At 31.4% G+C, this 26,228-nt stretch carries 23 protein-coding genes; 2 read left to right on the top strand and 21 right to left on the bottom strand.

What is annotated here, in order from left to right; all coding sequences use genetic code 11:
- Nucleotides 1–14: 14 nt before the first annotated feature.
- From B3B03_RS08770 to B3B03_RS08845, 16 genes are all read right to left on the bottom strand, one after another.
- The gene (locus B3B03_RS08770; protein ID WP_346846424.1) at nucleotides 15–716 is read right to left on the bottom strand and encodes a LytTR family DNA-binding domain-containing protein; all 702 of its coding nucleotides are present in this window, start codon (nucleotides 714–716) and stop codon (nucleotides 15–17) included.
- 4 nt (nucleotides 717–720) lie between these two features.
- Nucleotides 721–2,394 carry a sensor histidine kinase gene (locus B3B03_RS08775; RefSeq protein ID WP_346877192.1) on the bottom strand — a complete coding sequence of 558 codons (1,674 nt, stop codon included), beginning with the start codon at nucleotides 2,392–2,394 and terminating at the stop codon, nucleotides 721–723.
- A 213-nt stretch (nucleotides 2,395–2,607) separates the two neighbouring features.
- Nucleotides 2,608–4,122 (bottom strand): xylulokinase, encoded by a 1,515-nt coding sequence (gene xylB / locus B3B03_RS08780; RefSeq protein WP_346877026.1) that lies wholly within the window; start codon nucleotides 4,120–4,122, stop codon nucleotides 2,608–2,610.
- Between the two features lie 25 nt (nucleotides 4,123–4,147).
- The gene (locus B3B03_RS08785; RefSeq protein ID WP_346877027.1) at nucleotides 4,148–5,185 is read right to left on the bottom strand and encodes an NAD(P)-dependent alcohol dehydrogenase; all 1,038 of its coding nucleotides are present in this window, start codon (nucleotides 5,183–5,185) and stop codon (nucleotides 4,148–4,150) included.
- 68 nt (nucleotides 5,186–5,253) lie between these two features.
- The gene (locus B3B03_RS08790; protein WP_035130662.1) at nucleotides 5,254–6,240 is read right to left on the bottom strand and encodes a sugar ABC transporter substrate-binding protein; all 987 of its coding nucleotides are present in this window, start codon (nucleotides 6,238–6,240) and stop codon (nucleotides 5,254–5,256) included.
- A gap of 65 nt (nucleotides 6,241–6,305) precedes the next feature.
- Nucleotides 6,306–7,322: an ABC transporter permease gene (locus tag B3B03_RS08795; RefSeq protein WP_414632832.1), complete on the bottom strand. Its 1,017-nt coding sequence runs from the start codon at nucleotides 7,320–7,322 to the stop codon at nucleotides 6,306–6,308.
- 13 nt (nucleotides 7,323–7,335) lie between these two features.
- The gene (locus tag B3B03_RS08800; RefSeq protein ID WP_346846418.1) at nucleotides 7,336–8,832 is read right to left on the bottom strand and encodes a sugar ABC transporter ATP-binding protein; all 1,497 of its coding nucleotides are present in this window, start codon (nucleotides 8,830–8,832) and stop codon (nucleotides 7,336–7,338) included.
- Between the two features lie 286 nt (nucleotides 8,833–9,118).
- Nucleotides 9,119–10,717, bottom strand: coding sequence for a response regulator transcription factor (locus tag B3B03_RS08805; RefSeq protein ID WP_346877029.1), 1,599 nt, complete (start codon nucleotides 10,715–10,717; stop codon nucleotides 9,119–9,121).
- On the bottom strand, nucleotides 10,704–12,524 hold the full coding sequence (locus B3B03_RS08810; RefSeq protein ID WP_346877030.1) for a sensor histidine kinase: 1,821 nt from the start codon (nucleotides 12,522–12,524) through the stop codon (nucleotides 10,704–10,706). Before B3B03_RS08810 ends, B3B03_RS08805 begins: the two co-directional genes overlap by 14 nt.
- Nucleotides 12,521–14,050: an ABC transporter substrate-binding protein gene (locus tag B3B03_RS08815; protein ID WP_346877031.1), complete on the bottom strand. Its 1,530-nt coding sequence runs from the start codon at nucleotides 14,048–14,050 to the stop codon at nucleotides 12,521–12,523. The genes B3B03_RS08810 and B3B03_RS08815 overlap by 4 nt, the downstream gene beginning before the upstream one ends.
- A gap of 160 nt (nucleotides 14,051–14,210) precedes the next feature.
- Nucleotides 14,211–14,447, bottom strand: coding sequence for a hypothetical protein (locus tag B3B03_RS08820; protein ID WP_346846414.1), 237 nt, complete (start codon nucleotides 14,445–14,447; stop codon nucleotides 14,211–14,213).
- Nucleotides 14,448–14,685: 238 nt separating this feature from the next.
- Nucleotides 14,686–15,057, bottom strand: a complete 372-nt coding sequence (locus B3B03_RS08825; protein ID WP_035130653.1) for a PH domain-containing protein — start codon at nucleotides 15,055–15,057, stop codon at nucleotides 14,686–14,688.
- A gap of 262 nt (nucleotides 15,058–15,319) precedes the next feature.
- The gene (locus B3B03_RS08830) at nucleotides 15,320–16,057 is read right to left on the bottom strand and encodes a ferritin-like domain-containing protein (protein WP_346846413.1); all 738 of its coding nucleotides are present in this window, start codon (nucleotides 16,055–16,057) and stop codon (nucleotides 15,320–15,322) included.
- A gap of 171 nt (nucleotides 16,058–16,228) precedes the next feature.
- Nucleotides 16,229–17,002 carry an ABC transporter ATP-binding protein gene (locus B3B03_RS08835; RefSeq protein WP_346846412.1) on the bottom strand — a complete coding sequence of 258 codons (774 nt, stop codon included), beginning with the start codon at nucleotides 17,000–17,002 and terminating at the stop codon, nucleotides 16,229–16,231.
- Nucleotides 17,003–17,812 carry a cobalt ECF transporter T component CbiQ gene (gene cbiQ / locus B3B03_RS08840; RefSeq protein WP_346846411.1) on the bottom strand — a complete coding sequence of 270 codons (810 nt, stop codon included), beginning with the start codon at nucleotides 17,810–17,812 and terminating at the stop codon, nucleotides 17,003–17,005.
- A gap of 14 nt (nucleotides 17,813–17,826) precedes the next feature.
- Nucleotides 17,827–18,927 (bottom strand): energy-coupling factor ABC transporter permease, encoded by a 1,101-nt coding sequence (locus tag B3B03_RS08845; RefSeq protein ID WP_346877032.1) that lies wholly within the window; start codon nucleotides 18,925–18,927, stop codon nucleotides 17,827–17,829.
- A gap of 290 nt (nucleotides 18,928–19,217) precedes the next feature.
- On the opposite strand from B3B03_RS08845, the gene B3B03_RS08850 reads away from it, so the two are divergent.
- Nucleotides 19,218–19,430 (top strand): DUF3955 domain-containing protein, encoded by a 213-nt coding sequence (locus B3B03_RS08850; RefSeq protein WP_346846409.1) that lies wholly within the window; start codon nucleotides 19,218–19,220, stop codon nucleotides 19,428–19,430.
- Between the two features lie 138 nt (nucleotides 19,431–19,568).
- Here B3B03_RS08850 and B3B03_RS08855 read toward each other — a convergent pair whose 3' ends face one another.
- From B3B03_RS08855 to hypB, 3 genes are all read right to left on the bottom strand, one after another.
- On the bottom strand, nucleotides 19,569–20,555 hold the full coding sequence (locus tag B3B03_RS08855; protein ID WP_346877033.1) for a DUF5692 family protein: 987 nt from the start codon (nucleotides 20,553–20,555) through the stop codon (nucleotides 19,569–19,571).
- A 66-nt stretch (nucleotides 20,556–20,621) separates the two neighbouring features.
- A complete protein-coding gene (locus B3B03_RS08860) occupies nucleotides 20,622–23,300 on the bottom strand; it encodes an FAD-dependent oxidoreductase (protein WP_346877034.1) in 2,679 nt (892 codons plus the stop codon).
- A 245-nt stretch (nucleotides 23,301–23,545) separates the two neighbouring features.
- A complete protein-coding gene (hypB, locus tag B3B03_RS08865; RefSeq protein WP_346846406.1) occupies nucleotides 23,546–24,217 on the bottom strand; it encodes a hydrogenase nickel incorporation protein HypB in 672 nt (223 codons plus the stop codon).
- 267 nt (nucleotides 24,218–24,484) lie between these two features.
- On the opposite strand from hypB, the gene B3B03_RS08870 reads away from it, so the two are divergent.
- Nucleotides 24,485–25,093 carry a TetR/AcrR family transcriptional regulator gene (locus B3B03_RS08870; RefSeq protein WP_346846405.1) on the top strand — a complete coding sequence of 203 codons (609 nt, stop codon included), beginning with the start codon at nucleotides 24,485–24,487 and terminating at the stop codon, nucleotides 25,091–25,093.
- An 88-nt stretch (nucleotides 25,094–25,181) separates the two neighbouring features.
- Here B3B03_RS08870 and B3B03_RS08875 read toward each other — a convergent pair whose 3' ends face one another.
- Nucleotides 25,182–25,715, bottom strand: coding sequence for a GNAT family N-acetyltransferase (locus tag B3B03_RS08875; RefSeq protein WP_346877035.1), 534 nt, complete (start codon nucleotides 25,713–25,715; stop codon nucleotides 25,182–25,184).
- Nucleotides 25,716–25,792: 77 nt separating this feature from the next.
- The gene (locus B3B03_RS08880; RefSeq protein WP_346846403.1) at nucleotides 25,793–25,975 is read right to left on the bottom strand and encodes a hypothetical protein; all 183 of its coding nucleotides are present in this window, start codon (nucleotides 25,973–25,975) and stop codon (nucleotides 25,793–25,795) included.
- Nucleotides 25,976–26,228: the final 253 nt, after the last annotated feature.

Genomic DNA, 26,228 nt, shown 5'->3' on the forward strand with positions numbered 1-26,228 from the left:
CACATCAAGTGCTTTTATATGCCCATTATATGCTTAAACTCACCTATATTATTTCTACTTACGGGTATATCAACTTTCTCACCTTGTAATTTTAACATAAAGGTGTTGTTAAACCACGGAACTATCTCTGTAATTTTATCAGTATTAATAATATATGATCTATGACTTCTATAAAAGAGTTCTTTGGGAAGTTTTTTATAAAATTCTGAAATACTACAGTTTACATTATATTGTACTCCATTAATATAAATTAAAGTTTCTCGTTCCTTTGCTTCACAATAGGAAATATCTACTATATTTTTTACAATCATCTTATTATCTTTCCAAAGGGTTATTTTATTATTTATACTCTTTTTATCTGAAAGTTTATCAATTTTCTTTAATGTACTAACTATTCGTTCTTCTGAATAAGGCTTTAATATGTAGTCATAAGCTTGAATTTCAAAGGCATCTACAGCATAATCTTTATGGGCAGTAATAAAAATTACAAGGGATTGCTTTGGAAAATGATTAATAATTTTACATAATGCAATGCCATCTAATTTTGGCATATTAATATCTAGGAAAATAATATCTGGTTTATTTTCTTCAATATATTCTAAAGCCTTAATAGAATCATCAAATTCATTCACTATTTTTATATTACTGAAATTGTTTATAAAATATTTTAGCTCTTCTCTTGAAGGAGATTCATCATCAACAATAATACAATTCATACCATTACTCCCTTATTTTACTTACATTGAAACTGATTCTAGTACCGCTTTTCAATGTTTCTATCTTTAATCCTTCACCATAAATATATTTTAATCTATTATGAACATTTGATATGCCTATTTTATTTTCTTCCATTTTATCTTCATAGACTTTTTCTATAATATCTTTTGAAATTCCAATTCCATCATCTTCAATAATTATCATAATGTTGTCCTTGGAAACTTTTTGAACTTCAATTGTCACTGTCCCTTCACCTTTACCTTTTAAAATACCATGTTTTATGGAATTTTCAACTATTGGCTGAATGATAAGGCTTGGGATTTTAACATCTAAATCATCTTCAATATTATAAACTACATGAAGTTTCTCCCCAAATCTTGCTTTTTCTATTTCTACATATGCTTTAACCTGCTCTAGTTCCTTATAAATATCTACATGGTTTTCCCCTATATCTAAATTATACCTTAAGTAGGTAGATAAATTAATAATTAGCTCTCTTGCTTTATTAGGATTAAATCTAATAAAGGAAATTATTGTATTTAGTGCATTAAATAGAAAATGAGGATTTATTTGGGATTGCAACGCCTTTATTTCAGCCTTATTTGCCATATTTTTCAGTTCTCCAAGCTTACTTATTTCTAGCTGGGTAGAAATAATTTGGGATAAGCCTACAGCTAAATTTATATTTCTAAAGGAAATAGCATTATCAGTGCAATAATATATTTTTAATGTACCTATTACTTCATCCCCTTCTTTTAAAGGAGCAATAATTGCAGATTTTAAACTACAATTTAAATTAGGACACTCAATCTGATTTGCATTTGTTAGAGAAAGCAAATTCCCTCCTCTAATAACCTTTTTTGTAGCCTCTGTTATAATTTTCTGGCCCTTTATATGGTGGTCAGCTCCTACTCCTACGTGAGCTAATATATTTTCTTTATTTGTTATAGATACTGCATCTGCATTAATTGATTCCCTTATTATTCCGCATATCTGTTCTAAGGAATTTTCATTCATTTCTCTAAAATAAGGTAAAGTTTTATTTGCAATCTCTAAAGCGATTTGTGCTTGTTTTGCTGCAATTTCTTCCTTTTCTTTAAGTATTTTTTGAATTATCAATATTAGAATTGCAATTCCAATAGCATTAGCAAAACTCATAGGAAAATATATGCTCTTTACAATGGTTAATGCATTGCTAAAGGGATGTGCAATTGTAAGTATTAAAATCATTTCTAAAATTTCAATTAAAAGTCCTCCAAATAACCCGTAAAACCACTTGTTATTTTCATTTGATTTACTATATATTAAACCTGCAACTATTCCCGAAATTATAGTAGTTATTGTACAAGGTATTGATGTAATTCCTCCAATATCTACAAGCAATCTATGAACTCCAGCTATAATACCTGCCATTGTCCCTACAAAAGGTCCGCATAGTATTCCCCCAGTCATTACACCAATAATTCTTGTATTAGCAATGGCTCCATTAACCTCTGTTCCTGTGTAGGTTCCCAAAATTCCAAAGGCTCCAAAAATTATTGAAAGCACAATTAGATCTTTCTTTTTAAATTTATCCTTTTGTACTATTTTCTTAAAGCTCCCTAGTCTTGAAACAAAGAAAGCAATAAGGATTACATACCCTAAATTATTCGTAAGATTTCTTAGTAATTCTACCATTAAAATTAACTCCATTTCACTAAATGCATATTTTAAAAACATATATCGAATATTTTACCAGTTGTTTTTATATCTAAATAAGTTTCTATAAATATTATATATAAAATTCTAAAATATATAAACAAAGTTATTAATACTTGTGGTGTCAAATAAGAATGAGCACCCCTAAGAGTGCTCATTCTTAACTTAATAAATTATAATATAATTAATCTATTATAATAATTCAAAAGTTCCTTTTAAATCATCATATATCTTCTTATAAATCTCATAATATCTTTTATATACTAGGGAATTTTCTTCTTTTGGAAATTGTACACTATTTTCAGAAATTGCTATGCTACAAGCTTCATCTATATCCTTATATACGCCAGTTCCAACTCCTGCTAGTAATGCTACCCCTAAGGCTGGCCCTTCTGAAGACTTATTTGTAGATACTTTGCAGTTAAACATATCTGCTAATATTTGACGCCATAGTTCACTTTTTCCGCCTCCACCTGACACCATCACATTAGTAGGATTCATTCCTGTGTCTTTAATGATTTCCATGCAATCTAAAAGTGAATAGGATACTCCTTCAATTACAGCTCTTAGCATTTCATTTTTTGTATGAGCAGCTGAAAGTCCAAAGAATACACCCTTTGCCTTAGGATTTAAATGTGGTGTGCGCTCTCCCATGAGATATGGAAGATATATTACTCCCCTTGAACCTGCAGGCACTTTTTCTGCTTCTTTAGTCATAAGTACATATGGATTAATTCCCATACCTTTTGCTACTTCAATTTCATTAGTACAAAAATTATCCCTAAACCATTTTAAAGAAAGTCCTGCACCTTGGGTTACTCCCATCATATGCCATGCACCTGGCACTGCATGACAAAAGGTGTGTACTCTTCCTTTCTCATCAATTATAGGTTCATCTAAATGAGCAAATACTACTCCTGAAGTACCTATAGTCGAAGATATTTGTCCACTTTTTATAATACCATTTCCTATTGCACCAGCTGCCTGATCTCCTGCTCCCCCAACTACTGGTGTATTCTCTTTAAGACCAGTAACCTCCGCTGCTTTTTTATGAACTTTTCCACTGACTACAATTGATTCATGTACATCTCCTAAATACTCTATAGGAATATCTAAAGCATTAAGGACTTCCTTAGACCAGCACCTATTTTTAATATCTAAAAGCTGCATTCCTGAAGCATCAGATACCTCCGTAGCAAATTCACCTGTAAGCATATATCTTATATAGTCCTTAGGCAATAATATTTTCCTACATTTTTCATATATTTCAGGCTCATTATTTCTAACCCAAAGTATTTTAGATGCTGTAAATCCTGTTAGAGCAGGATTTGCTGTAATATCTATTAATCTTTTTTCTCCAACTTTTTCTGTAATCTCAACACATTCCTTAGCTGTACGTTGATCACACCAAATAATAGATTTTTTTAATACATTTCCATCTCCATCTAACATAACTAAACCGTGCATTTGTCCAGATAAGCCAATACCACTGATGGATTCCGGATTTATATTACTATCTTTTATAACCTGATTAATTGTTATACATACTGCATTCCACCAATCTAAGGGATCTTGTTCTGCCCAACCAATCTCTGGCTGATATAAGGGATATTCTGCTGTAGAAGAGGAAATAGGATTTCCGCCCCTATCAAATAGCACTGTTTTAGTACCCGAGGTTCCAATATCTATGCCTATTAAGTACTTCATATTCTAGCCACTCCAATCAAAACTATTATAGCTTAATAACTGCCTTTACTACATCATTCTTATTTTCTATAACATAGTCAAAGGCTTCCTTTGTCTCACTAAAATCAAATTCATGAGTAACTATTCCATTAACATCAATTTTCCCATCAGAAATTGCTCCTATAGCTGCTGGATATATGTTTCTATATCTAAATACACTTTTTATTTCAACCTCTTTAGTCATTATTTGCATGAAATCGAACTCAATTATATCCTTTGGCGCAAGTCCTACTAATACAATAGCTCCACCTCTTTTTGCTAAATAAGGTGTCTGCTTTATTGTATGCTCAGATCCTGCTGTTTCAATAACCACATTAGCACCAGCATTGTTTGTAATCTCATTTATTACAGCTAGTACATCTTGATTTTTTGCATTTATAACTTTAGTTGCACCTAATTTTAGGGCATAATCTAATCTCTTATCTATAACATCTACAACAATAACATTTGTAGCACCATATGCCTTACAAGCTAATAAAGTTACTAGACCTATACATCCTGCACCTAAAACTACAACCGTATCCCCTAATTTTACATTTCCTTGTGATACGGCATGTAATCCTACTGCTAAAGGTTCGACTAAAGCACCCTCCTTAGTTGATACATTGTCTGGTAGTTTAAAACACATATTTTCTGGATATGTTATATAATTCATTAAAGAACCATGATATGGCGGTGTTGCTAAGAACTCAACCTCTGGGCATAGATTATATTTACCACTTTTACAAAATTCACATTGACCACAAGTTTGACCTGGCTCTAATGCAACTCTATCTCCAACTTTTAAATTCTTAACTCCAGGGCCTACTTGAACTATTTCTCCAGCACATTCGTGACCTAAAATAAAATCTCCATCTACTATGAAGTCTCCTATTCTACCATGCTCATAATAATGTACATCTGAACCACATATTCCTACATATTCTAATTTTATAAGTACTTCTTTATCCTTTGGAACTGAAACCTCAATATCTCTTGTTTCCATATTATGAGTTCCACACATATATACTGCCTTGTTTATCATCTTTATTCCTCCTAAATTAAGTTCAATTATAGACCTTGCACAAAACTGTACAAGGTCTACTTTTTTTATTAGTCTATATTGCCTGCTTTTTTATGAATTTCTATAAACTCATCAGCATTATCCTTTGTTATTAATGGACAATCTACCATTATAGTATCACGCTCTACTTTACCAGTCATAACATCATATGTTAACTTAACAGCTTTTTCTGCAAGCTCGTAAGCACTTTGAAGAGTAGTTGATGTCATTTCACCATTTTTTATAGCTAAACAAGCTTCTGCTGTTCCATCAACACCATATGATAATATATTTGTCTTTCCTGCTGCTTTAGCTGCTTCAAGAGCTCCTACACACATGTTATCATTCATAGATATTATTGCATCAATTTCTCCATGAGTTTGAATCCAGTCTTCCATTAATCTCATCGCTTCATCTTTATTCCAATTTGCAATTTGCTCATCTAAGATTTTAACGTCTGGTCTCTTTGCAAAAAATTCTTTTTCCCATCCTTCACGTCTCTTATCAGAGTGCATATTACCTGCTGGTCCCATAAGAACTACAACTTTTCCATTTTGAGGAACTTGCTCTAAAGCAAGTTTTGCATTTTTAGCAGCTTGGTCAACTGGGTCTGCATCTACTGCCGCTGCTCTATCATTATCATTAATACGATTGTTTACCGTAATAACCTTAACTCCTTTATCCATAGCTGCCATAGCTGGTGCTACTTGTGCTTCAGAATCAAATGGTTGAAGAAGAATTGCATCATATTTTTTTGTAACCGCATTCTCAATATGAGATGCTATAACTTCATTCTTGCTATCTCCATCAAATATATCTACCTGTACATCCTTATAGTTTGCAGCTACTTCATCCTTTACTGCATTTGCAAGCCAAGCAGCAAAAGAATCTCCTTGTGCTCTTGCAATATATGCAACTTTATAAGTCTTTTCACCTTCTGCAGCTGGCTCCTCCTTTGAAGTATTAGTACATCCCACAGTAAGTGATAATGCTAGTAAAGATGACATAGCTAAAGCTAATATTTTCTTTGTTTTCATATCATTTTCTCCCCCTAATAATATTATTTTTATTATATTTTGATTTTTACTTAACTTGATTTAGTTTAAACAGAACTTCCTTTGGTTTTCACTAGGGTTTTGTCTTTTATTTTATCAGTAATACTACCCAGTTTTTTACTTTCTCTTTTGTTCTTAGATTTTATATCGTAAATTACTGCAAATGCAATAATTACTCCCTTTACTACTTGTTGCATATAAGATTGTATTCCTACTAGGTTCATTATATTGTTTAAGAATCCCATAATGAATGCTCCTGCAAGGGTTCCACCTGCAGTTCCTATTCCCCCAGTAAAGCTTGTTCCACCAATTATTGCAGCAGTCATTCCTTCAAATTCTGCTCCTATACCAGCATTAGGAAGCCCAGCATTAACACGAGACATAAATAACACACCTGCGATTCCAACAAATATACCATTTATAAGATAAGCCTTCATCTTAGTTTTATTTACATCTATTCCTGAAGCTCTTGAAGCCTCTTCACTACCACCTACAGCATAAACGCATCTACCTAGCTTTGTATGTTTTAGGATGTACCAAGTTAAAAGAGTAATTCCAGTCATGAATATTACGGGAATAGGAATAAATCCTATAGAATTTTGTCCTAGTACAATAAAGTCTCCTATTTGATAAATATTTTGACCATTTGTAAATAATAAGGCTGCTCCTCTTGCTACAGTTTGCATAGCTAATGTGGCAATAAATGGAGGTGCTTTAAACCTAGTTACCATTATCCCATTGATAAAGTTACAAATAACACCTACAAGCACTCCAACTAGCACTGCTATTTCCAAAGAACCTGTTGCCTTAAAGGCTGCAACAGAAAGCAGACCTGATAAAGCCAGAACTGAACCTGCTGATAAATCTATAAGTCCACATATAATTAAAATTGTTTCACCAAAAGCAATAATAGTGGTTATTGATATTTGTCTTGATATATTGGTTAAGTTTTCTCCTGATAAAAATACAGGACTGATTAAAGAACATGCTATAAACATAGCAAGTAATACAATGTAAATACTATATTTACTTGAGGTTTTTGACCATTTATGTCTAATATCTATCATCTTCATCCTTCTATTCCCCCCTTGTAGCTAACTTCATAATAGCTTCTTGTGTAGCCTTTTCTCTATCTATTTCTCCAGTAATTTTTCCAGATGCCATAACATAGATTCTATCGCACATACCTATGAGCTCTGGTAATTCAGAACTTATTATTATTACTGCTCTATTTTCTTTTGCAAGTTCTGTAATAAGTTTATATATTTCGTACTTTGCTCCTACATCGATTCCCCTTGTTGGCTCATCAAGTATAAGAACATCTGGATTTCTAAGCATCCACTTTGCAAATATTACCTTCTGTTGATTTCCTCCGCTTAGAGAATCAATAGAGGTTTCTAAGTTAGGACATTTTACCTTCATTCTTTCACATATATTTGATACACTACTAATCTCTTTTTTACTATGTAGATGACCCTTATAAAAGAATTTCTCTAAATTAGATATGGATACATTTTCAGTTATACTTCTAATTCCTACTATTCCATATCTCTTACGATCTTCTGATAGCATAACTATTCCATTGTTAATACTATCTTTTACATTTTTTATTTTTACTTCCTTACCCTTAACTTTAATCTCACCTGATAGGTATGGGTCTAGTCCAAATATTGTTCTAGCCACTTCACTTCTACCTGCTCCCATAAGACCTGCAAAACCTACAATTTCTCCTCTTTTCACATGGAAATTAATATCCTCAAAGTGCTTTCCATCAGTTAGTTCTTTAACCTCTAACATGGTTTCTCCGATTTTAATATCTTCCTTAGGATATGCATTGGTAATTTTACGGCCTACCATAAGAGAAATAACCTTGTCTATATCTAACTCACTAGCTGGCTTAGTATCAATAACAACACCATCTCTTATAACTGTTATCTCATCAGCTATTTTAAAGATTTCTTCCATCTTATGAGATATGTATATTATACTTACGCCCTTACTTTTTAATTCAGCAATCTTATCAAAGAGAATTCCTACCTCTTTTCTAGTAATTGCAGATGTAGGTTCATCCATGATAATAACCTGTGAATTATAAGACATAGCCTTTAGTATCTCTAGCATTTGTATATCTGATACTGTAAGATCTTTAAATTGTGTTGTTGGCGAATAGGGTAAATTTTCTTGTTTTAAAAGTTCTTCTGTATCTTTTCTAATCTTCTTCCAATTAATTTTTCCTAATTTATTTACAGGCTCTCTTCCTAAAAATATACTTTCTTCAATAGTAATCTCAGGTATATAATTTAGCTCTTGAAATATCATAGATATACCATGCTTACGAGCTTCAATAGGATTCTGTATCTTAACTTCTTTTCCATCTATATGAATACTTCCACCATCAGGCTGATATATACCATTTATTATCTTCATAAGTGTAGACTTACCAGCTCCATTTTCTCCACAAAGCACATGAACCGTTCCCTTTTTAACAGAAAAACTTACATTTGCTAAGGCAGTTACTCCTGGGAAAAATTTCTGTATACCTTTTAATTCCAGCTTTGGTATATTGCTCTCCACCTTTATCCCCCCTTGTAAACTTTTAATTTCATTCTATGGCATAATTATAATAAAAAAATAATTAACCTATAATGGAAAATAACCTTAGTTTTGTGCAAATTATTCTCGCCTAATTTTTCACAAAGTTCTTTGTGTAATATATTAATATTTTTGTGTAATATATTAATATATTTGTGCAACATAATTATATATATTTCTACATTTTTTTCATTAATCTTAATTTTATATAAAAAAAATACTACTTAACATAGTTAAATAGTATTAATGTGCTACACTTTATCTATTTTTATATGGTATCTTTATATTGACCTACAGTTAATCCTGTTACTTTTTTAAAAGTCTTATAAAAATACTGTTGATCTGTAAATCCGACCCTTTGATAGATAACTTTCATGCTATCTTCACCTTTATTAATCATTTCCTTCGCTTTTTCTATACGCAGATTAATAATATACGAAGAAATATTTATTCCTGTCTCTTTTTTAAATAAAAATGATAGGTATTGTTTAGATAGATTAATATGAGTAGCGATATCTTCTAGGGTAACTTTACTTGAATAATTTTTTTCAATGTACTCCACAACTTTATTTATAATATATTTAGAATTCTGATCATCCCTTATTCTTAGAACTAACTGACATATCTCCTCTAAAAATTTACACATTAGTTTTGATATAAACATAATTCTTGTAGAATCCATAATTTTATTGTAATACCCCTGATATAAGGTATCATAATCATTACATTGAAAATATTCTTCATACTTTTCTAATATACTAACAATAATATTACAATACATAAGCTTACATGTTAACTCTGATATTTTACAACCATTTATTTTCTTCTCTATACTCTCTATATGACTTTTTCCACCCTCTAGATTTCCTTCTTCTATAAAGTTTATAAGAATACTCTTAGATTGTTTTTCGAACTTCAGCATATTTATATCCTTCAATTCTTTATTTTCTCTAGTTTCTACTACAGAACCCAAAGGCAAATAGAATATATCTTTTGTTCTTTCTATATATTCCTTAAAACAATTTGGAAATTCTCTAAGCTCACTAAACATAGGTGTATATATTACATCTAGCTTAATATTAAAATATTGCATTACAGTGGTCTTTATATATTTAATTACCTCTTGTACTTCACCATATTTAATATCTTCCTTGGATATAAAATATATAAGTCCATCCTCCTGTTCCTTCAGAACACATTGTATTTTTTCTTTAGAAAATATCCACGTTATAAGCTCTATCATAGCATTTTTCACATTTTCATTTTCTCTTTCTTTAATGGATGTAATAATATGATTAGTTTCAGGGAAGAAACCTAAAATAGAATATTTTCCTCCATAAATATTAAAGTCTATATGTTTAAACCCCTCAAAATCTACTTCATCAAAGGAACTTGAACCATCTATAAGATATTCTATAAGCTGACTTTTACCCTTCATTAAGGTTTCACTAGCCTTATCCTTACCTAGTGCATCCTTATCCATATTATCTAAATTTCTTTTTACCTCTAGCATGGTACTTATAAGTTCCTCATCCTCTACCTCTGATTTAAGAATATAATTATTAGCTCCACATTTTAGAGCTTGTCTTACATTTGTAAAATCATCATAGCAAGTTAATACCAGTATTTGAGTTAAGCTATCTTTTTTTCTTACTTCTTCAGTTAACCATAAACCATCCTTCTTAGGCATTTTTATATCTGTTATAATTACATCTGGGTTATATAGCTTATACATCTCATAGGCCTTTTCACCATTTGGAGCCTCACCTATAACTGTAAAGCCTATGCTATTCCAATCTATTGTGGATTTTAATCCTACTCTTACAAGAACCTCATCATCTACAATTAAAACCTTATAAACTTTCATCACCCTCTTTATCTACTAAAAAGTCACCAGTAGGTTTCCTCATTATACTCCTAGGAATCGTCACCTTAACATATGTACCTATTTCACTTCTATTTCCTATCTTAATCCCATATTCTTCACCACAATAAAGCTTTATTCTTTCATTAACATTGTTTAATCCAACTTTACTAAATTTATTTACATCCTTTTCTTTAGTAAAGATTTTTTCTAAATCCTCTTCACTGATGCCAAGTCCATTATCTTCTACAAGAATAATTAAGTTTTCACCTTCTATACATGCTTCTATAGATATTTCCAATGGTTCCTCTTCTTCATCTTCCCTAATTCCATATATCAAAGAATTCTCTACAATAGGCTGTAAAATTAATTTCGGTATTGAGCAATTAAGGCAGTCTTCATGAATATTATAAATAATGTTAACTTTTTCATTGAATCTTAGATTTTGTATTTTAATATAATTCTTAACGTAATCTACCTCATCTTCTAGAGTAATCATTTCCTTTCCTAAGTTTATACTTACCCTTAGAAGTTTTATCAGTGAAGTTACTGCATTACTTACAGATTTATCTCCTTGTATCTTTGCCATCCACTTTATAGTATTTAGTGTATTATACAGGAAGTGTGGATTAATCTGAGCATGCAATGTCTCAAGTTCTAACTCTTTTTTTATTCTTTCTTCTTCTACTAGCTTATCAACAACTTCATTCATCTTCCCTATCATATTATTAAAGCTGTTTCCAAGTTCCCCTAACTCGTCAATTCTATCTATATTTATGCGCACATGTAAATCTCCATCTTCAGCCTTCTTCATCATATTTCTCATACTCACCATGGGTTTTGAAATTTGAGACGAAAAGAATAAACAAATTATTATAGTTATAACTACATAAATTATTACACCTATTAACATATATCGTTGCATATTTGTAATTTCTTTGTATAGATAATCTTTAGTTACTATTTTTACAATCTTCCAATCTGTTGATGTAATATTAGAGTATATACATACCTTTTCAACATTATCATCAGTAAACTCTATTGAACCCATATCTATTTTAGATGATAGAACTTCTTTTGCATAATTTTTTTCTTCTATATTCTTTCCTATAATTTCTTTATTAGGATGACTAATTATTTGACCCTTTTCATTACAAATAAATAATTCACTATTCTCCTCTGTAATTAGACTTTTATAAGAATCCTCTAATATGGTTTCATCTACATCAATAAATATTGTTCCCATATCCTTTAAGCTATTTAAGTCTATTATCTTTCTTCCTAAAGAAAAATAGTTCTTAGGAATTTCTCCCGACAATATCTTAACTCTAACAGGAATTGTATCAAACCAAACTAACTCACCATGAGTCATATTGATATTATTAATATCAATTCCCTGTTTAACATAGGTTTTGCTAGCCCCTACATTATAAATATTATGTTTAGTTGTAAGGTATATACTTTCCACCTCTTCATTTGTAGTACAAAAATTTCTCAGTATATTATTTAATTCCTCATGACTTTTAGTTGATGAGCCTTTCAAGCTTTCAATAAAATCTCTATTGGTAACAACCATGTCTGACAGGTCAGCAATGCTATCAATTATAAAATCAATATTGCTTCCTGCCTCATATACAGATTGTTTTGCAGATTCACTATACTTTGTAGTAATAATTGATTTCATTACATTGTTATAAATAATATATATAAATCCAATAGGTATAAATATTAATAGAATAAAAATAACTAGCAATTTATTTCTAAAGCTCTTTCTAATCCATGAAGTTCTCATTTTATCCCCGCTCTTCATTGTAGTAAACTCAACTCTTTTAAAATTTTATCTGCTACTACCTTAGGATCTAAATCATTCTTAACCATATCTCTTACATTATTAATAATAATTTGCTCTACAAAATAGAAATTACTAATCTTAGATCTAAAATATACATTATCCTCTTTCCAGACCTCTAGTAGTGCAGGTAAGTGGTTTAAATTACTTATTTCATTTGTATTACTTTTTACATTTTCTATAATGTCTTGTACATCCTTGCTATTATATACAGATTTTCTTGGTGGCATGCTTCCACCTTCTGGTTCCCATAAAACCATACTTTGAGTCTGAGGTGCAGTAGCCCAAACTATAAATAACCAGGCAGCTTTCTTTTCAATTTCTGAAGCATTACTATTAATTCCTATTCCTGCTCCTCCATATATATTGGCACTTCTCACATTTCCATAGGGCAAGATGCTATAACCAACCTTACCTGCCACTTTAGATAAATTAGGATTTTCTACTACAGCTCCATTTTCATCCCAGTTTGCCATCATTGCAATTTCACCATTCTTAAAAGCTTCCGCAGTATCAGTCCAATTCCAATTAATACTATCTGGTTCACCCACTTCTACCATCTGCTTGTACATACTTAATCCATCTTCAAGGTTATGATTTTTAACTGAAACCATTTTGGGTTTTTCTACTCCTAATGTATTAACATAGGGATCATCAAAATAATCCCCTCCATAGGATTCAAGGACATTAGAAAAATCGCAATATACTGAATTATGTAATTGAGCCATTTGTGCACTTCCATATTTAACTTCCTCATCTGGAACATTTTCATCAATCCATTTTGAAACAATACAATACCTTTCCCAAGTAAAATCTTTCTGTCCTGGAGTCCAATCAAATCCATTTTCAGCCATAAACTGTTCTCTATACTTTTCGAAAATATCCTTTCTATAGAATAAAATCATAGTTGTAGTATCAAAAGGTATAGCACATAACTTAGTTTTATCTCCAAAGTAGGATAAAATATTTACCTGATCATCAAAGAAATCCTCCATACCACCTGGTATATGAGGCATTTTAGGATCATTATTATATAAATTTAAATCCTCTAGATTGTTATGAAACCTGTTAAGAGTTTGATATGGATCTACATAAACAAGTTGAAACTTTGCTCTTTCAGATATAAAATCATTATTTATCTTATTTATCATTGTACTATAGTCCATTGGTCTAATGTTTACTCTAATACCAGTTTTTTCAGTAAAATTTCTACACTCCCTAGAAAGAATATTAGCATTTATATTATTTTCTACTACAAAATTAAGGGTAGTACCTTGAAATTCCCTCCATTGAAATCCCTCTGGTGTTTCTATATTGGGTAATTCATTATCCCATGGATAAAAAGGCGCTTTAATTTTATTACTAATTAATTCATCATCTTTAGACTTAGCCATTATTATATTTTCGCTATAAGTAGTTAAACAAAGCATCATTACAGCCATAATTACAATGAAAATATAAATTCTTTTATTTCTAATAATAATCACCTTCCTCCTTTGTTTTTATATAAAATACTATTCCATTTAGCTACATTATACATAATAATTCTACATATTTAAATGATTAAATCACTATTTTTTCATTAAAATGCTACTCTATTAAAAAATAGAAAAAAAGAACCCTCATAATGAGAGTTCTCCAATGAACTTATTTTTCTTTTAATGCTTCTGGTAATAATTCTTCAATCTTGTTTACTGGTATACCATTTCTGAATTTAACATCCATTCCACAAACTACAGCATAAAATCTAGCATATACCTGTTGAATTTCTTCAACTTCTGGTGAATCTGTTCGATATGAAAAATATAAATTAGTCAATTCAATGGCAACATCATATTCATTCCTTTGTATTGGTGTTGATTTCAACTTCATGTCTTCTTCCATCTTAATCACCCCCTAATAATATTTTACATTAAATACCATCGAAATGCAACAAAGGATAATAAGCCAGTTTGTAGATAATAAATTTCAAGGTAATGTTTATAAAAGTTAAAGCCGCTACTTAAAAACTTAAATAACGGCTGTTTATTAAATATCAGAATTATATTACTGCAACCTATGATGTGGAATAAATCACTAAATAAAATTTAAAACTTATTCACTTTACATATGTCTATGATTATCATTTTAAAAGTGCATTAGCTATTAATTTATCCAATTTACGGATATCTACTCCCTTTTGTAGATTTACTTTGATTTGACCTGCTCTAGTCCATAATTCAACTTCTGCACTAAGATCAAAAAGCTTCCCTGCATTTTCAGTAGACCACATGTTAATAGAAGAATATGGTAAAGAATACACCTCTACTTTCTTGCCAGTAAGCCCTTGTGCATCTCTTACAATTAATCTTTTATTAGTAAAAATTGCACTATCTCGGAATGTTTTATAAGCAGCAATTGCTACTTCTCCTTCAACCAATAAATCATTAACATCATTTGGAATTGGGCATTCAGATACTAGTGTCCATGTTAATATACCTTGTGTTTCTGCCATTTTATTTACCTCCTATAGTAAATCTTTGTCTCTATTTACTATTCTGCATCTATGTAGAAAAACCTTCCTCAATAAATGATTTTTTTCAAGCTTTTGTAAAAGTATTAGATCCACTTCATTTATTGATGATATTAATATACATAGCTATAATAACCTCTATAACTTATGATACTAATATTTAATCGATATTCTTTTCAATTAAAAACAAAAATGCGATAACTTAAATACTAAGATATCGCATTTTACTTTTTAGTTTCATACTCTAGTAATAATAGTAACCCCTTGCCATTTTACTCTCTGCAAGCAGTTTAGATGCACCTGTCCTTTCCCACTCTTCCACCTGTTCAATAGCTTCCTGAGGAGTTTTTCCCAAACCGACAAGGACACCTGATAGGATAAATTCTTGATATAAATGTTCAGGATTAATCCCTTCTCTCGCTTCTGCTAAAGCACGAGTTACTAATGGAGTTATATACCTTACCCAGTCATCTGGCGTAAATTTAGAAGTATCCTGCATTGAACGTCTATTCATAGATGGACTTTCCATACTTCTGTTCAAAGTAAAAAGATAATTATATTTTGAAGAGTGTTTCAATTCATCTGTAATTATATCAAATAAAACATCTCTTTGTGGGCCCATACCTAAAGCTTTTCTAATATCTCTATATCTTTCTACCGCTCTTAGCTCTCCGAATAAAGCTTTTTTAATACCATCTATATATGACTCTGGTCTTTCAAAAGACTCGTCTTCTACCGTTGGAATCTCCATACCGGTAAAGTCCTTATAAATTTTTCTAAACTCTCTATTATGTCTACGTTCATCATCTCGTATAGACGTTATAATGTCTTTTTCTTCCACAGTAGGTGCCATACTTATGAGAAAATCATAAAAAAGTTCATCTTCTCTTTCACCTTGAACTGCCTCTTTCACTCTCTCAAGAGCCTCTTGTAACTGAGTATTATACATCATTTGATTCTCTACTCTAGGCTTAATATACACTAAAATTTCCTCCAGAAATAATAATTCAATAATATATTATGCTAGGTATCTATAAATGTGAAAATAATTACTCTTTTCCTTCCATATTCCACACCTTGTCCATCTATAACTACAATTCGCATTTTATCCCCCTATATTATACCAAATCAAAAGCCATAATTATTGGGTGGTTTATATGTTATAGAAATCATTTTTTGAAGCTCCACAGATTGGACAATTTTGAAGTGAAAGAGGTATTTCTAATCCACAATCATTTAGTAAATCCGCGTTACTTAAAATATCCACTGTGTTTCCGTCTGCAGCAATTTCACCCTCTTTTATCACAATAATTCTTTTACAAGTATCAAATACCATATCTAAATCATGACTAGTTATTATTTTTGTGTGCTGAAAGCCTTTTAATAAATTGATTAATCTTCGTCTTGATTTAGGATCTAAAGCTGCTGTTGGCTCATCCATAACTAATACATCTGGTTCCATTGATAGAACCGATGCAATTGCAGCAGCTCGCTTTTCTCCACCTGATAATTTAAAGGGTGCTCTATCTTTCAAGTGAGATATTCCTACTAACTCTAAAGCCTTTGTAACTTTGATTTCAACTTCTTTTTCATCAAAATTATAATTTCGTGGTCCAAAAGCCACATCATCATATACAGTTGTCATAAACAACTGATCATCAGGATCTTGAAAAACCATTCCTAACCTCTGACGAATCAAGGGTAATGTTTTTTTTGATACATACACATCTCCTATGACCACCTCTCCGTTACTTGGAAATAGAACTCCCATCAAAAGCATTAATAGTGTGGACTTTCCTGCACCATTGGCACCAATAATTCCCACAGATTCACCGTGATGGATTGTGAATGATATATCTTTTACTGCTACATGTCCATCAGGATAGGAAAAATATAAGTTCCTTACCTCAAGTTTATGACAACTCATCTATTTAATCACCCCCGTAATTAATGAACCTATAAGCATAGGTATATTATAAATTCTTGCTAAAATGAAAAATATACTCCAACCTGCTAAATATGCAAAATCACTAAAGCTTAATTTTTCAATATTTCCTGTATTATACTCACCTGTAAATCCTCTCATATTCATAGATTGATACACCCGTTGTGCCCTATCAAATGTCCTAAGTATCAACTGTCCTGCAAAAGAACCCCAAACATTTCTATGTATGCCCTTTTGTCCAGGCGCCCTAAGTAAATATGCTCTCATCATTCTAGAAACCTCTTCTATCAGCACAGATATATATCTATATGTTAATAATAACTGTAATACAAAGATTTTAGGAACTTTCAGCATACGCAATGCTACAGCCAATTTATCCATTCCTGTAGTTGCAATTAATAAAATACTAACAGTTACCGTTAAACCACATTTTATAAAAATAGATAAAAATATTACCCATCCTCTTGAAATAACAATACCTCCTAGAGCCATTGTATGATGATTAAATAAGGGGTTTAATATGCCAATTCCAATAATAAAAGGCTCTACAAGTAATAGTCTTTTAAGGATTGGAACAACTGGCAGCTCTGCTAACACAAAAATAACCACAGGATAGAAAATAAAAGACAAAAGACTACTAATTTCATATCTTCCAAATGATACAACTACAGTTAGGTAAACAATTGTAGTTAATAACTTTGTAATGGGATGAAGCCCATGTATTGTGGTTTCTTTCCCTGCTAAATCACCTAGAAGTCTCATATTATAAAGAGAATTTATTACTTTTGCCATGTAAAATCAAATCCTTATTGTAGAATTTTACTGGTGGTTTCATTACCACCTAGCTTATTTTTATTATTAAACTTTTCTTTTCTTTTTTTAACTAAGCTGATAACAAATCCTGTGAATGCTGCCAGTGCAAGTGTCAATATTCCACCAACGATACCTGAAACACTTGTTCCAGCACTAACTGTAGGCCATTGATCTTCAACTTCTACAGCTGCTTCTTTTTCACTTTCGTCTTCCTTTGCCTTAAAACTGTAATCAGGTAAAAACGCTATCTTACTTTGTATTTCTGATAATGTATTATGAATTCCATCTGGTGTTTCAAATTCTGCTGTTCCTGAAGTTTTTTCCATAGCCCATTCCAATCCATCAGGATTTGAAGAGGCAAACCAAGAAAGCGTTCCGCCAACTAAAACTACTCCAATTACCAGGCTAGTAAGTATCTTTTTCATAGATATATTACCAAGAGCTTCTCCTCTAGCTGCCTTTTCTAGAATTTCTGGTCTAGCCTTCCATACAAAAGTAACAATTGCTGATGTAACAAACCCTTCAGCTACTCCGATTGCTAGATGTATTGGTTGCATTAACAATAAAAAAGTTCCAAAAGGCAATTCAGTCTTTCTAGACATAAGAGTCTGAAGTACAACGCTAAAAGCTCCTATTTGAAGACCAATTATAGTAGATGCCATTGAGGCACCAAAGATCTTCTTAGTAGTAATCCCTTTACGTGTAAACCATTTATAAATTAAAGGGTATGCTATAAAACAAGTATAAAATCCAAGGTTAAATACATTACAACCATAGGCAAGTAACCCACCATCTCCAAAGAACAGTGCTTGAATTAACAAAACAGAAGCCATAGTTAAGAATCCCGCATAGGGCCCTAATAATATTGCAAGTAGTATTCCTCCTCCAATGTGTCCACTAGAACCAGTACCAGGGATTGAAAAATTAATCATTTGTGCAGCAAAAACAAAGGCTCCCATTACCCCCATTAAGGGAATTTTCTTTTCATCCATATCATTCTGTATTTTTTTAATTGAATAAGCTGTAATTCCAGTAGTAGCAGCCAACATAGTTCCTCCCACCACTGGTGAAATCAAAGCATCAGCCATGTGCATAATATTCACTCCTTTACAAAACAAAATGCTCCCCAAAGTCAAGCATTTAAAACCATCTATTTTATCTCCGCAGTTGTAAATCGGAACCTCAGTTGTAAATCGAAACGCAACCCTTTCGACACCAATTAGGTTGTATTAATAATAAATATTTATTGTAAATCAATAAATATTTATTGACAATTCTATTTTCCAAGTATAAAATGATATTAAAAGGTACAGAATTTATAAAGTACTTAATTGCAAACAAAAATTAATCTGAAGTACAAAAATTTATAGGAGGAAAATTAAAAATGAAAAAATATTTATTTAGTATTCTTTTAGTAGTAGCTAGTATAGCGTGTTTTACGATATTTAATGTAGTAGGTTCCGAAGTCTTGCCAGATGGAACTCTATCTGAACCATTCTTTCTTATACCAATAGGATTTTTATTTGCTGGCATAGCTATTATATCAGCAATAATAATTTTTATAGTATCTAAATTTGTAAACAACAATAACCAATAAGTGTATAATCTATTATTTTCAATTAATAGATACGTATTAGAACTTAATTATTGTATATTGTGTTATCTTAATAGTTCTAGATAGCAAAAATAGGCCTATAGGCCTATTTTTTGCCTTCTATAATCATAATATATCGCTTTACATCATCATTTTAATTTCTTTAAACTCATCAAGGTCAGTATAAAGTTCTCCCTTGTATGGATTTCTCTTAGTTTTCTTTATTTTATATATCATATAAAGAAATACAGCTATATTACTTGCAAGAGCTATAGCTCCTAAAATTGTATAAATAGTAGTATTGTAAGTTGATTTAACTACAAACATTCCTGTATCCTGGAAATTTGGAAAAGTTTGAGCAAACATGCACCATATAGCTAAGGTCTGAGCTCTATGCTGTAGCCAAGCACCTTTTCCAACAGTAAATGCACATAGAGTTGGTGCAATGAGTAATGCTAAGCCTGCATACCAAGAATGAGTAGGTATGCAATTATAAGTATATACAAAATTCCATAAATCATATGCAATAATCCAGAACCAAAGCATATCAGGCCATAGCATATCCTTACTTTTGTCCTTTTTAGTTTGTTTTCTAATTACTATTCCAAACCAACCAGTTATAGCAATGATATTTAGTATACCAGCCGCTGCATTCATATAATTCCATGGACCACCCATTACACCTACTACTTCTCCTTCAATAGCTCCTGAATTCATCATCCAATAAGTGGATCCAACCTCAATATCTCTTGCCACTGCTTCTATAATGTTAATAGCTAGAATCAACGGTGGAAAGCATAGTGCAATTTTATTATCAGCTAGTCTCCAAACAACCTCACCAGTAATTTTATCCTTTTTCTCGATATGACGAATACACCAAAATCCAATACATCCTGCTGTTGCAGAATAAACTTTAGCTAGATGGAACCAGTCAGTATAGGTAACATCCTTTAAAACAGTCATCCAAACAACTGTTAAAATAATTGGCAAAATAACAAAACTAAAAAATCCTGCCCACTTCTGTCTTCTAGAAAATTCATTGAATAAAAACAAACCTGCAAAAACTACAAACCACATTCCCCATGCAGAAAACATTATTGCTCCTTCAACATAATTAAATTCAAACATTTTATTCACCCTCTACCCCTATCTAAATTTAAAATTACTTTATAAAATCTTTTATAGTTAACTAAGTTATTTAAAAAGTTTCTTTACTTTTTTAGTTGTAATTTTCACTTTACGTTTAAGAATTTGCTTTATAACTACAGGTTTTAAATCCTCATAGGCTACACCCTCACCATCATATTTTCTTACAAGGGAAATAGCATCAAACTTACATTTAGTGGTACATTGTCCACATCCTACACACAGGAATTCATCTACAACCGTTGCACCACAGCTAAGACAACGTTCTGTTTCCCTTTTTATCTGGTCTTCAGTAAATGTTTCACGCAAATCTTTAAAGGTTTTCCTTGACTTGCTTCCATCTACATGACCTACACTCTGTCTAGGAGTACTATCATATCCTTGAAGTTCTATATTTTCCTTATCTAATGCATGATATTCTTTTCTATCTCGACCAATAATCAAACTTTGTCCTGGCTGAACATAACGATGAATTGAAATTGCACCTTCTTTACCTAAAGCAATTGCATCTATTGCAAACTTAGGTCCTGTTAATGCATCACCACCAGCAAAAACATCAGGCTCACCTGTCTGTAATGTAAATGGATCTGCTTTAATAGTATTATTTCTATTTAGTTCAATTTTACTACCTGATAAAAGTTCTCCCCAATTCATTCCTTGACCTATTGAAAGCAGTACAGTATCAGCCTTAACTATGATAGTGTTATTTTCATCATAAGATGGATTAAATCTTCCACTCTTATCAAATACAGAAATACATTTCTTGAATTCTACTCCTGTAGCACGACCATTTTCAACAATTACTCTCTTTGGTCCCCAAGAATTATTAATTTCAATATTCTCTGATAATGCTTCCTCAATTTCCTCTGGAAGTGCAGGCATTTGTTCACGACTTTCCAAACAGTACATTTTAATTTGTGTATTCCCAATTCTAGTAGCTGTTCTCGCAACATCTATGGCAACGTTACCACCACCGATTACGATTACATTGCCTTCAAGTTTTAACTCCTTACCTAAGTTAACATCTCTCATAAAATCTATACCGGTTATAACATTTTCTACATTTTCACCTTCAATACCAAGTTTCCTTCCCATACATGCACCGATTGCAATATAGAAGGCTTTAAAACCTTGATCCCTTAATTCATTAAGACTTATATCTCTTCCAACCTCAACCCCTGGCTTGAATTCAACGCCTAATTCTTTCAGTATGTCAATTTCAGCATTTATTACATTCTTTTCAAGCCTGAATGAAGGTATTCCTAAAGTTAACATTCCACCAAGAACATTTTCTTTTTCAAACACAGTTACTTTATACCCATCAATGGCTAAGTAGTATGCACAGCTAAGACCTGAAGGCCCTGCTCCCACAACAGCAATTTTTTTACCGTACTCGTGCTTACGTTTAGGCACATATCTATGATCAGTATTTAAATCTTGTTCAGCAATAAATTTTTTGATTTCATCAATAGCAACTGGATCGTCAATATCTCCCCTAGTACAATCTGTTTCACACTTTCTTGGGCAAATACGTCCACATACTGCAGGAAACGGATTTTCTTGTTTGATAAGTTCAAGAGCTTCCCTATATCTTCCTTGAGATGCAAGTTTAACATAACCTTGAACTGCAATATGAGCTGGACAATTGGTTTTACAAGGACTTGTACCTGTATCAACTACATCTTTTCTATTGGTTCTATAATCAGGATTCCATTTATCTGGACCCCACTCAGTATCTCGTGGAGTATCAATTCTCTTTATCTCAGTAGTTACTGGTGTTTTTGAACATAACTTTTGCCCCAATTGTAGTGCATTAACAGGACAATTTTGAACGCACTCTCCACAAGCAACACATTTCTCTTTGTACACTTTAGAAACATAGTTTGAACGTACCATGTCAGCGTTAATAAACATACTAGCAGTTCTTAAAGCAAGACAAGAACATCCACAGCAATTACAAATAGCATGAGTTTTACCAGAACCATCTAAGTTAGGTATTTGATGCATTAAGCCGTTTTCTTCTGCTCTCTTAATAATTTCAAAGGCTTCTTCACGAGTAATCTGTTTGCCCCTCTTCGTACGTATATAGTATTCTGCTGCGTGACCCATCTGAATGCACATGTCTTCCTTAAGATGACCGCAGCCTTCTCCCATAGCTTCTCTTGCTGTACGGCATGAACAATCAGCAACTGAGAAAATATCATTATCATTAAGATACTTAGAAACTTCCTCATAGGATGCTCTTCTAGTTTCACCTTCAATGGCATGTTCTATAGGTATAACACGCATAAGACCTACTCCTACAGGAAAACTTCCTGCTGTCTTAGGTCCTCTTACTCTTCCATAAGCTTCAAAAGCCCTAGGAATCTGAGGATACTTTTTAACATTCTCCTTATTGTTAACCATCATTTCCATGATGCCTGGAACCCAGGTCTCATACCAAAATGTATCTACTTCATCAATTTCATTTACAAAACAAACCCCTGCATCCGCTAATTCTAACAAAAGTTCTGTTGTTCTCTCTACAGATTTGCCACATAAAGGAGCAACATCTTTAGCAGTAACCTTTTTACGTATTTCCATACAAAGTACCACCTCAGCCATTTCTTCTGAAACAACAGGTTCAAGAATCATATACTCTGGATCTGTAGCTTTGATTTCATTTTTCGAGCCACGTTTCTTATTACTGATGTGATTTGCAAGATCAAGTACCTTTTCCTTGACCATATATTATCCCTCCCCAAAATAATTATATGTCATCATAAACAAAACTATAAACACCAGCGTTTACAATGAATTGCAAAGATGGCAAGACTCATTATTATTATTATTAACTATATTAAAATAATCAGCACTTTTAGGTTTTATTAAGTTATTAAAACAAAAGTAACCGAAAGAAGCTGATTATTATATATAGTCAAAATATTTTAAAGTAAGTTTATAATATTTTTAATGTTATGAATTATTTAAAGTTATTTATTTTTCCAATTATCTATTTGTCCACGTATCCAGTCAGCCCATTCTCCAATTCCTTCTCCAGTTTTAGCTGAAATTGGAATAACTTTAATATTAGGATTCAGTTTTTTTACCCTCTCTTTTACTGCCTCCATATCAAATTCAAAATAGTCCGATGCATCTATTTTGTTGACTAATAAAACATCAACTATTGAAAACATTAAAGGATATTTTAAAGGCTTGTCATCTCCTTCTGGTATGCTTAGAATCATAGCATTTTTTGATGCACCAGTGTCAAATTCCGCAGGACACACTAAGTTTCCAACATTCTCCAATATTGCAAAATCAATGTTATCTGTTCCAAGACCTTTTAAACCTTGTCTAGTCATATCAGCATCAAGATGACACATTCCTCCTGTATGCAGTTGAATTACTTTAACTCCAGTCTTTGAAACCTTGTGTGCATCCACGTCTGAATCAATATCAGCTTCTAAAATACCAATGTTCATTTCATTTTGAAGAGCTTCAATTGTTCTTAAAACAGTTGTTGTTTTCCCTGAACCAGGTGATGACATAAGATTTAATAAAAAGACCCCATCTTTTTTCAATTCTTCTCTAAGTAGCTCAGCCTGACGATCATTGTTGTCAAAAACACTTTGCTTAATTTCTAAAACTTTAAATGCCTCCATGTAAACTCTCCCCCATTTCATATTTAATTTAGGTTACTTTATTGAAGTAGGTTACAATATATTATTACCAACCGTTCCACAATATAACATAACAGTTGTTATGTTTATAATATAATACACACCTACCTTTGTCAATGAATTAACATTCGAAATAATAAATATGTTATGAAAATACAGACTATTATGTCCTTGATATAATAGTCCTATGATATGTGAACCATGATGTTGTAAAAATATGATATACTATTTTTAAATGGGGTGAATAAAATGAACGCTAATGAACCTAATGAAAAAAAGCAACATATTTTAGATGCTGCAATTAGTGTATTTATAGAAAACGGCTTTGAAGAAACAAGTATGCGTCAAATAGCCTCAGCTGCTGGGCTTACTACTGGTGCAATATATCATCATTTTAAGAATAAGGACGAGCTATTCTACCACGCAGTAAAGGAAGCTATGTACTTTGCTCAAAAACTTTCTGAAAAAGATGAAAGTAGTAATCTTAAAAGCACTGAAAATATGTTAAATGAAATTAGTAATAAAGTTAGAGAACGTATGTCTAAGGTTAATGAGCAACGCCTTTTGGTTTTATTAATAGGCTACGTATTATCCAAGGGTGGCTCTCTTAGTGAAAGCCTTAAACAAGATTATAATGAAATAATAAACAAGGTAGCAGATATGTACTTCTACGCATTTGGTATTGAAAATAAAAACTGTAAGAAAAGTCTTGCTGCTATTTTAATAGCAGCTCTAGATGGTGTTGCAATGCAATATTCTCTAGGGGTTTTAAAACAGGAAGATCAAGAATTTAAAGACACTTTTATGAGATTTTTCGCAGAAAGTATTCCTATATTTATGCAAAAAAATAAATCCTAAACTAAGTTACATAAAACAAGGATGCTTATAATTTTTACATAGCATCCTTATTTTTATATTGCTAAAATAAATAATATATGTGTGATTTTTATAATGAAAACTCTAATTGGTAATCCCTTGGGTCATTTTCATATAGTTCTTTATTTATTTCCTCTGCTTCTTTACAGCCTATTGAAAAATAAAATGCAATTGTTTCTTCAGCAGAACCTGCACAAATATAAATTTTATCTGCTTTCCACTCTCTTGCAACATTGGCAGAAAGTACGAATAAATTTTTACCTATTCCTTTATTTCTACACTCTAAGGTTATGAAAAGCTGATCTAATAAAACATAATTAAATTTTTCACCAAAAAATTCACGATTAACTGTTGAAAACCCCAGTAATTTATTATTATCATCAAAAGCAGCAATGGCACTTCCCCTACTTAAAATGGTTTTCTTCAAATTTCTTAGATGATATTCATAGCCGTTTGGCCAATCACAATCTTGGTAATTTATTTCTACTAATTTACGTTTGCCACCCACATCTCTCCATGCTTTTCCTATATATTGAGATGGATTCATTTTGTTTATATACTCACATTCCTCTAATTCTAATTTTCTATATATAACATCTCCCATACTTCCACCTCCAAATACTCATGCAAAATAATCCTATTCTATAACACTTTGAACACCCTAGAAATTTTCTCTTACCACTAATTTTTTACAATAACTTCACTTTTATATTTACTATTTAAATAATACACATATTCTAGTAAAAATCCAATAACTCTAACATCAGTAAAATCTGTATTCTCAATTAAATTTTTATTTTCAATGAATAATTTTAGAACTGTTATCCCAAAATAGTATAGAGATATATAGTGGCATCTTTCCATAATGCTTGAAAAAATTTTTTTCTTGCAATTGAATTGATTTTATTAATATTTTAAATTTAATTTATATGACTTATAAACCTAGTTAATATAAGCCTTAATAGATAATTTAAAAACTGATTTTATTTTCTAATTGTTTATTATATAGGTTATTTATGTAAAGGTGACCATTAATTAATTGAAAATTCATTATGCTTTTCCACTTCACATTAGTGAAGATTCATGATAAACTTATTTTTACCAAAGAATTTCCTAG

The sequence above is a fragment of the Clostridium sp. UBA5712 genome (genome assembly GCF_002419845.1).
GTDB classification, from domain to species: domain Bacteria; phylum Bacillota; class Clostridia; order Clostridiales; family Clostridiaceae; genus Clostridium_J; species Clostridium_J sulfidigenes.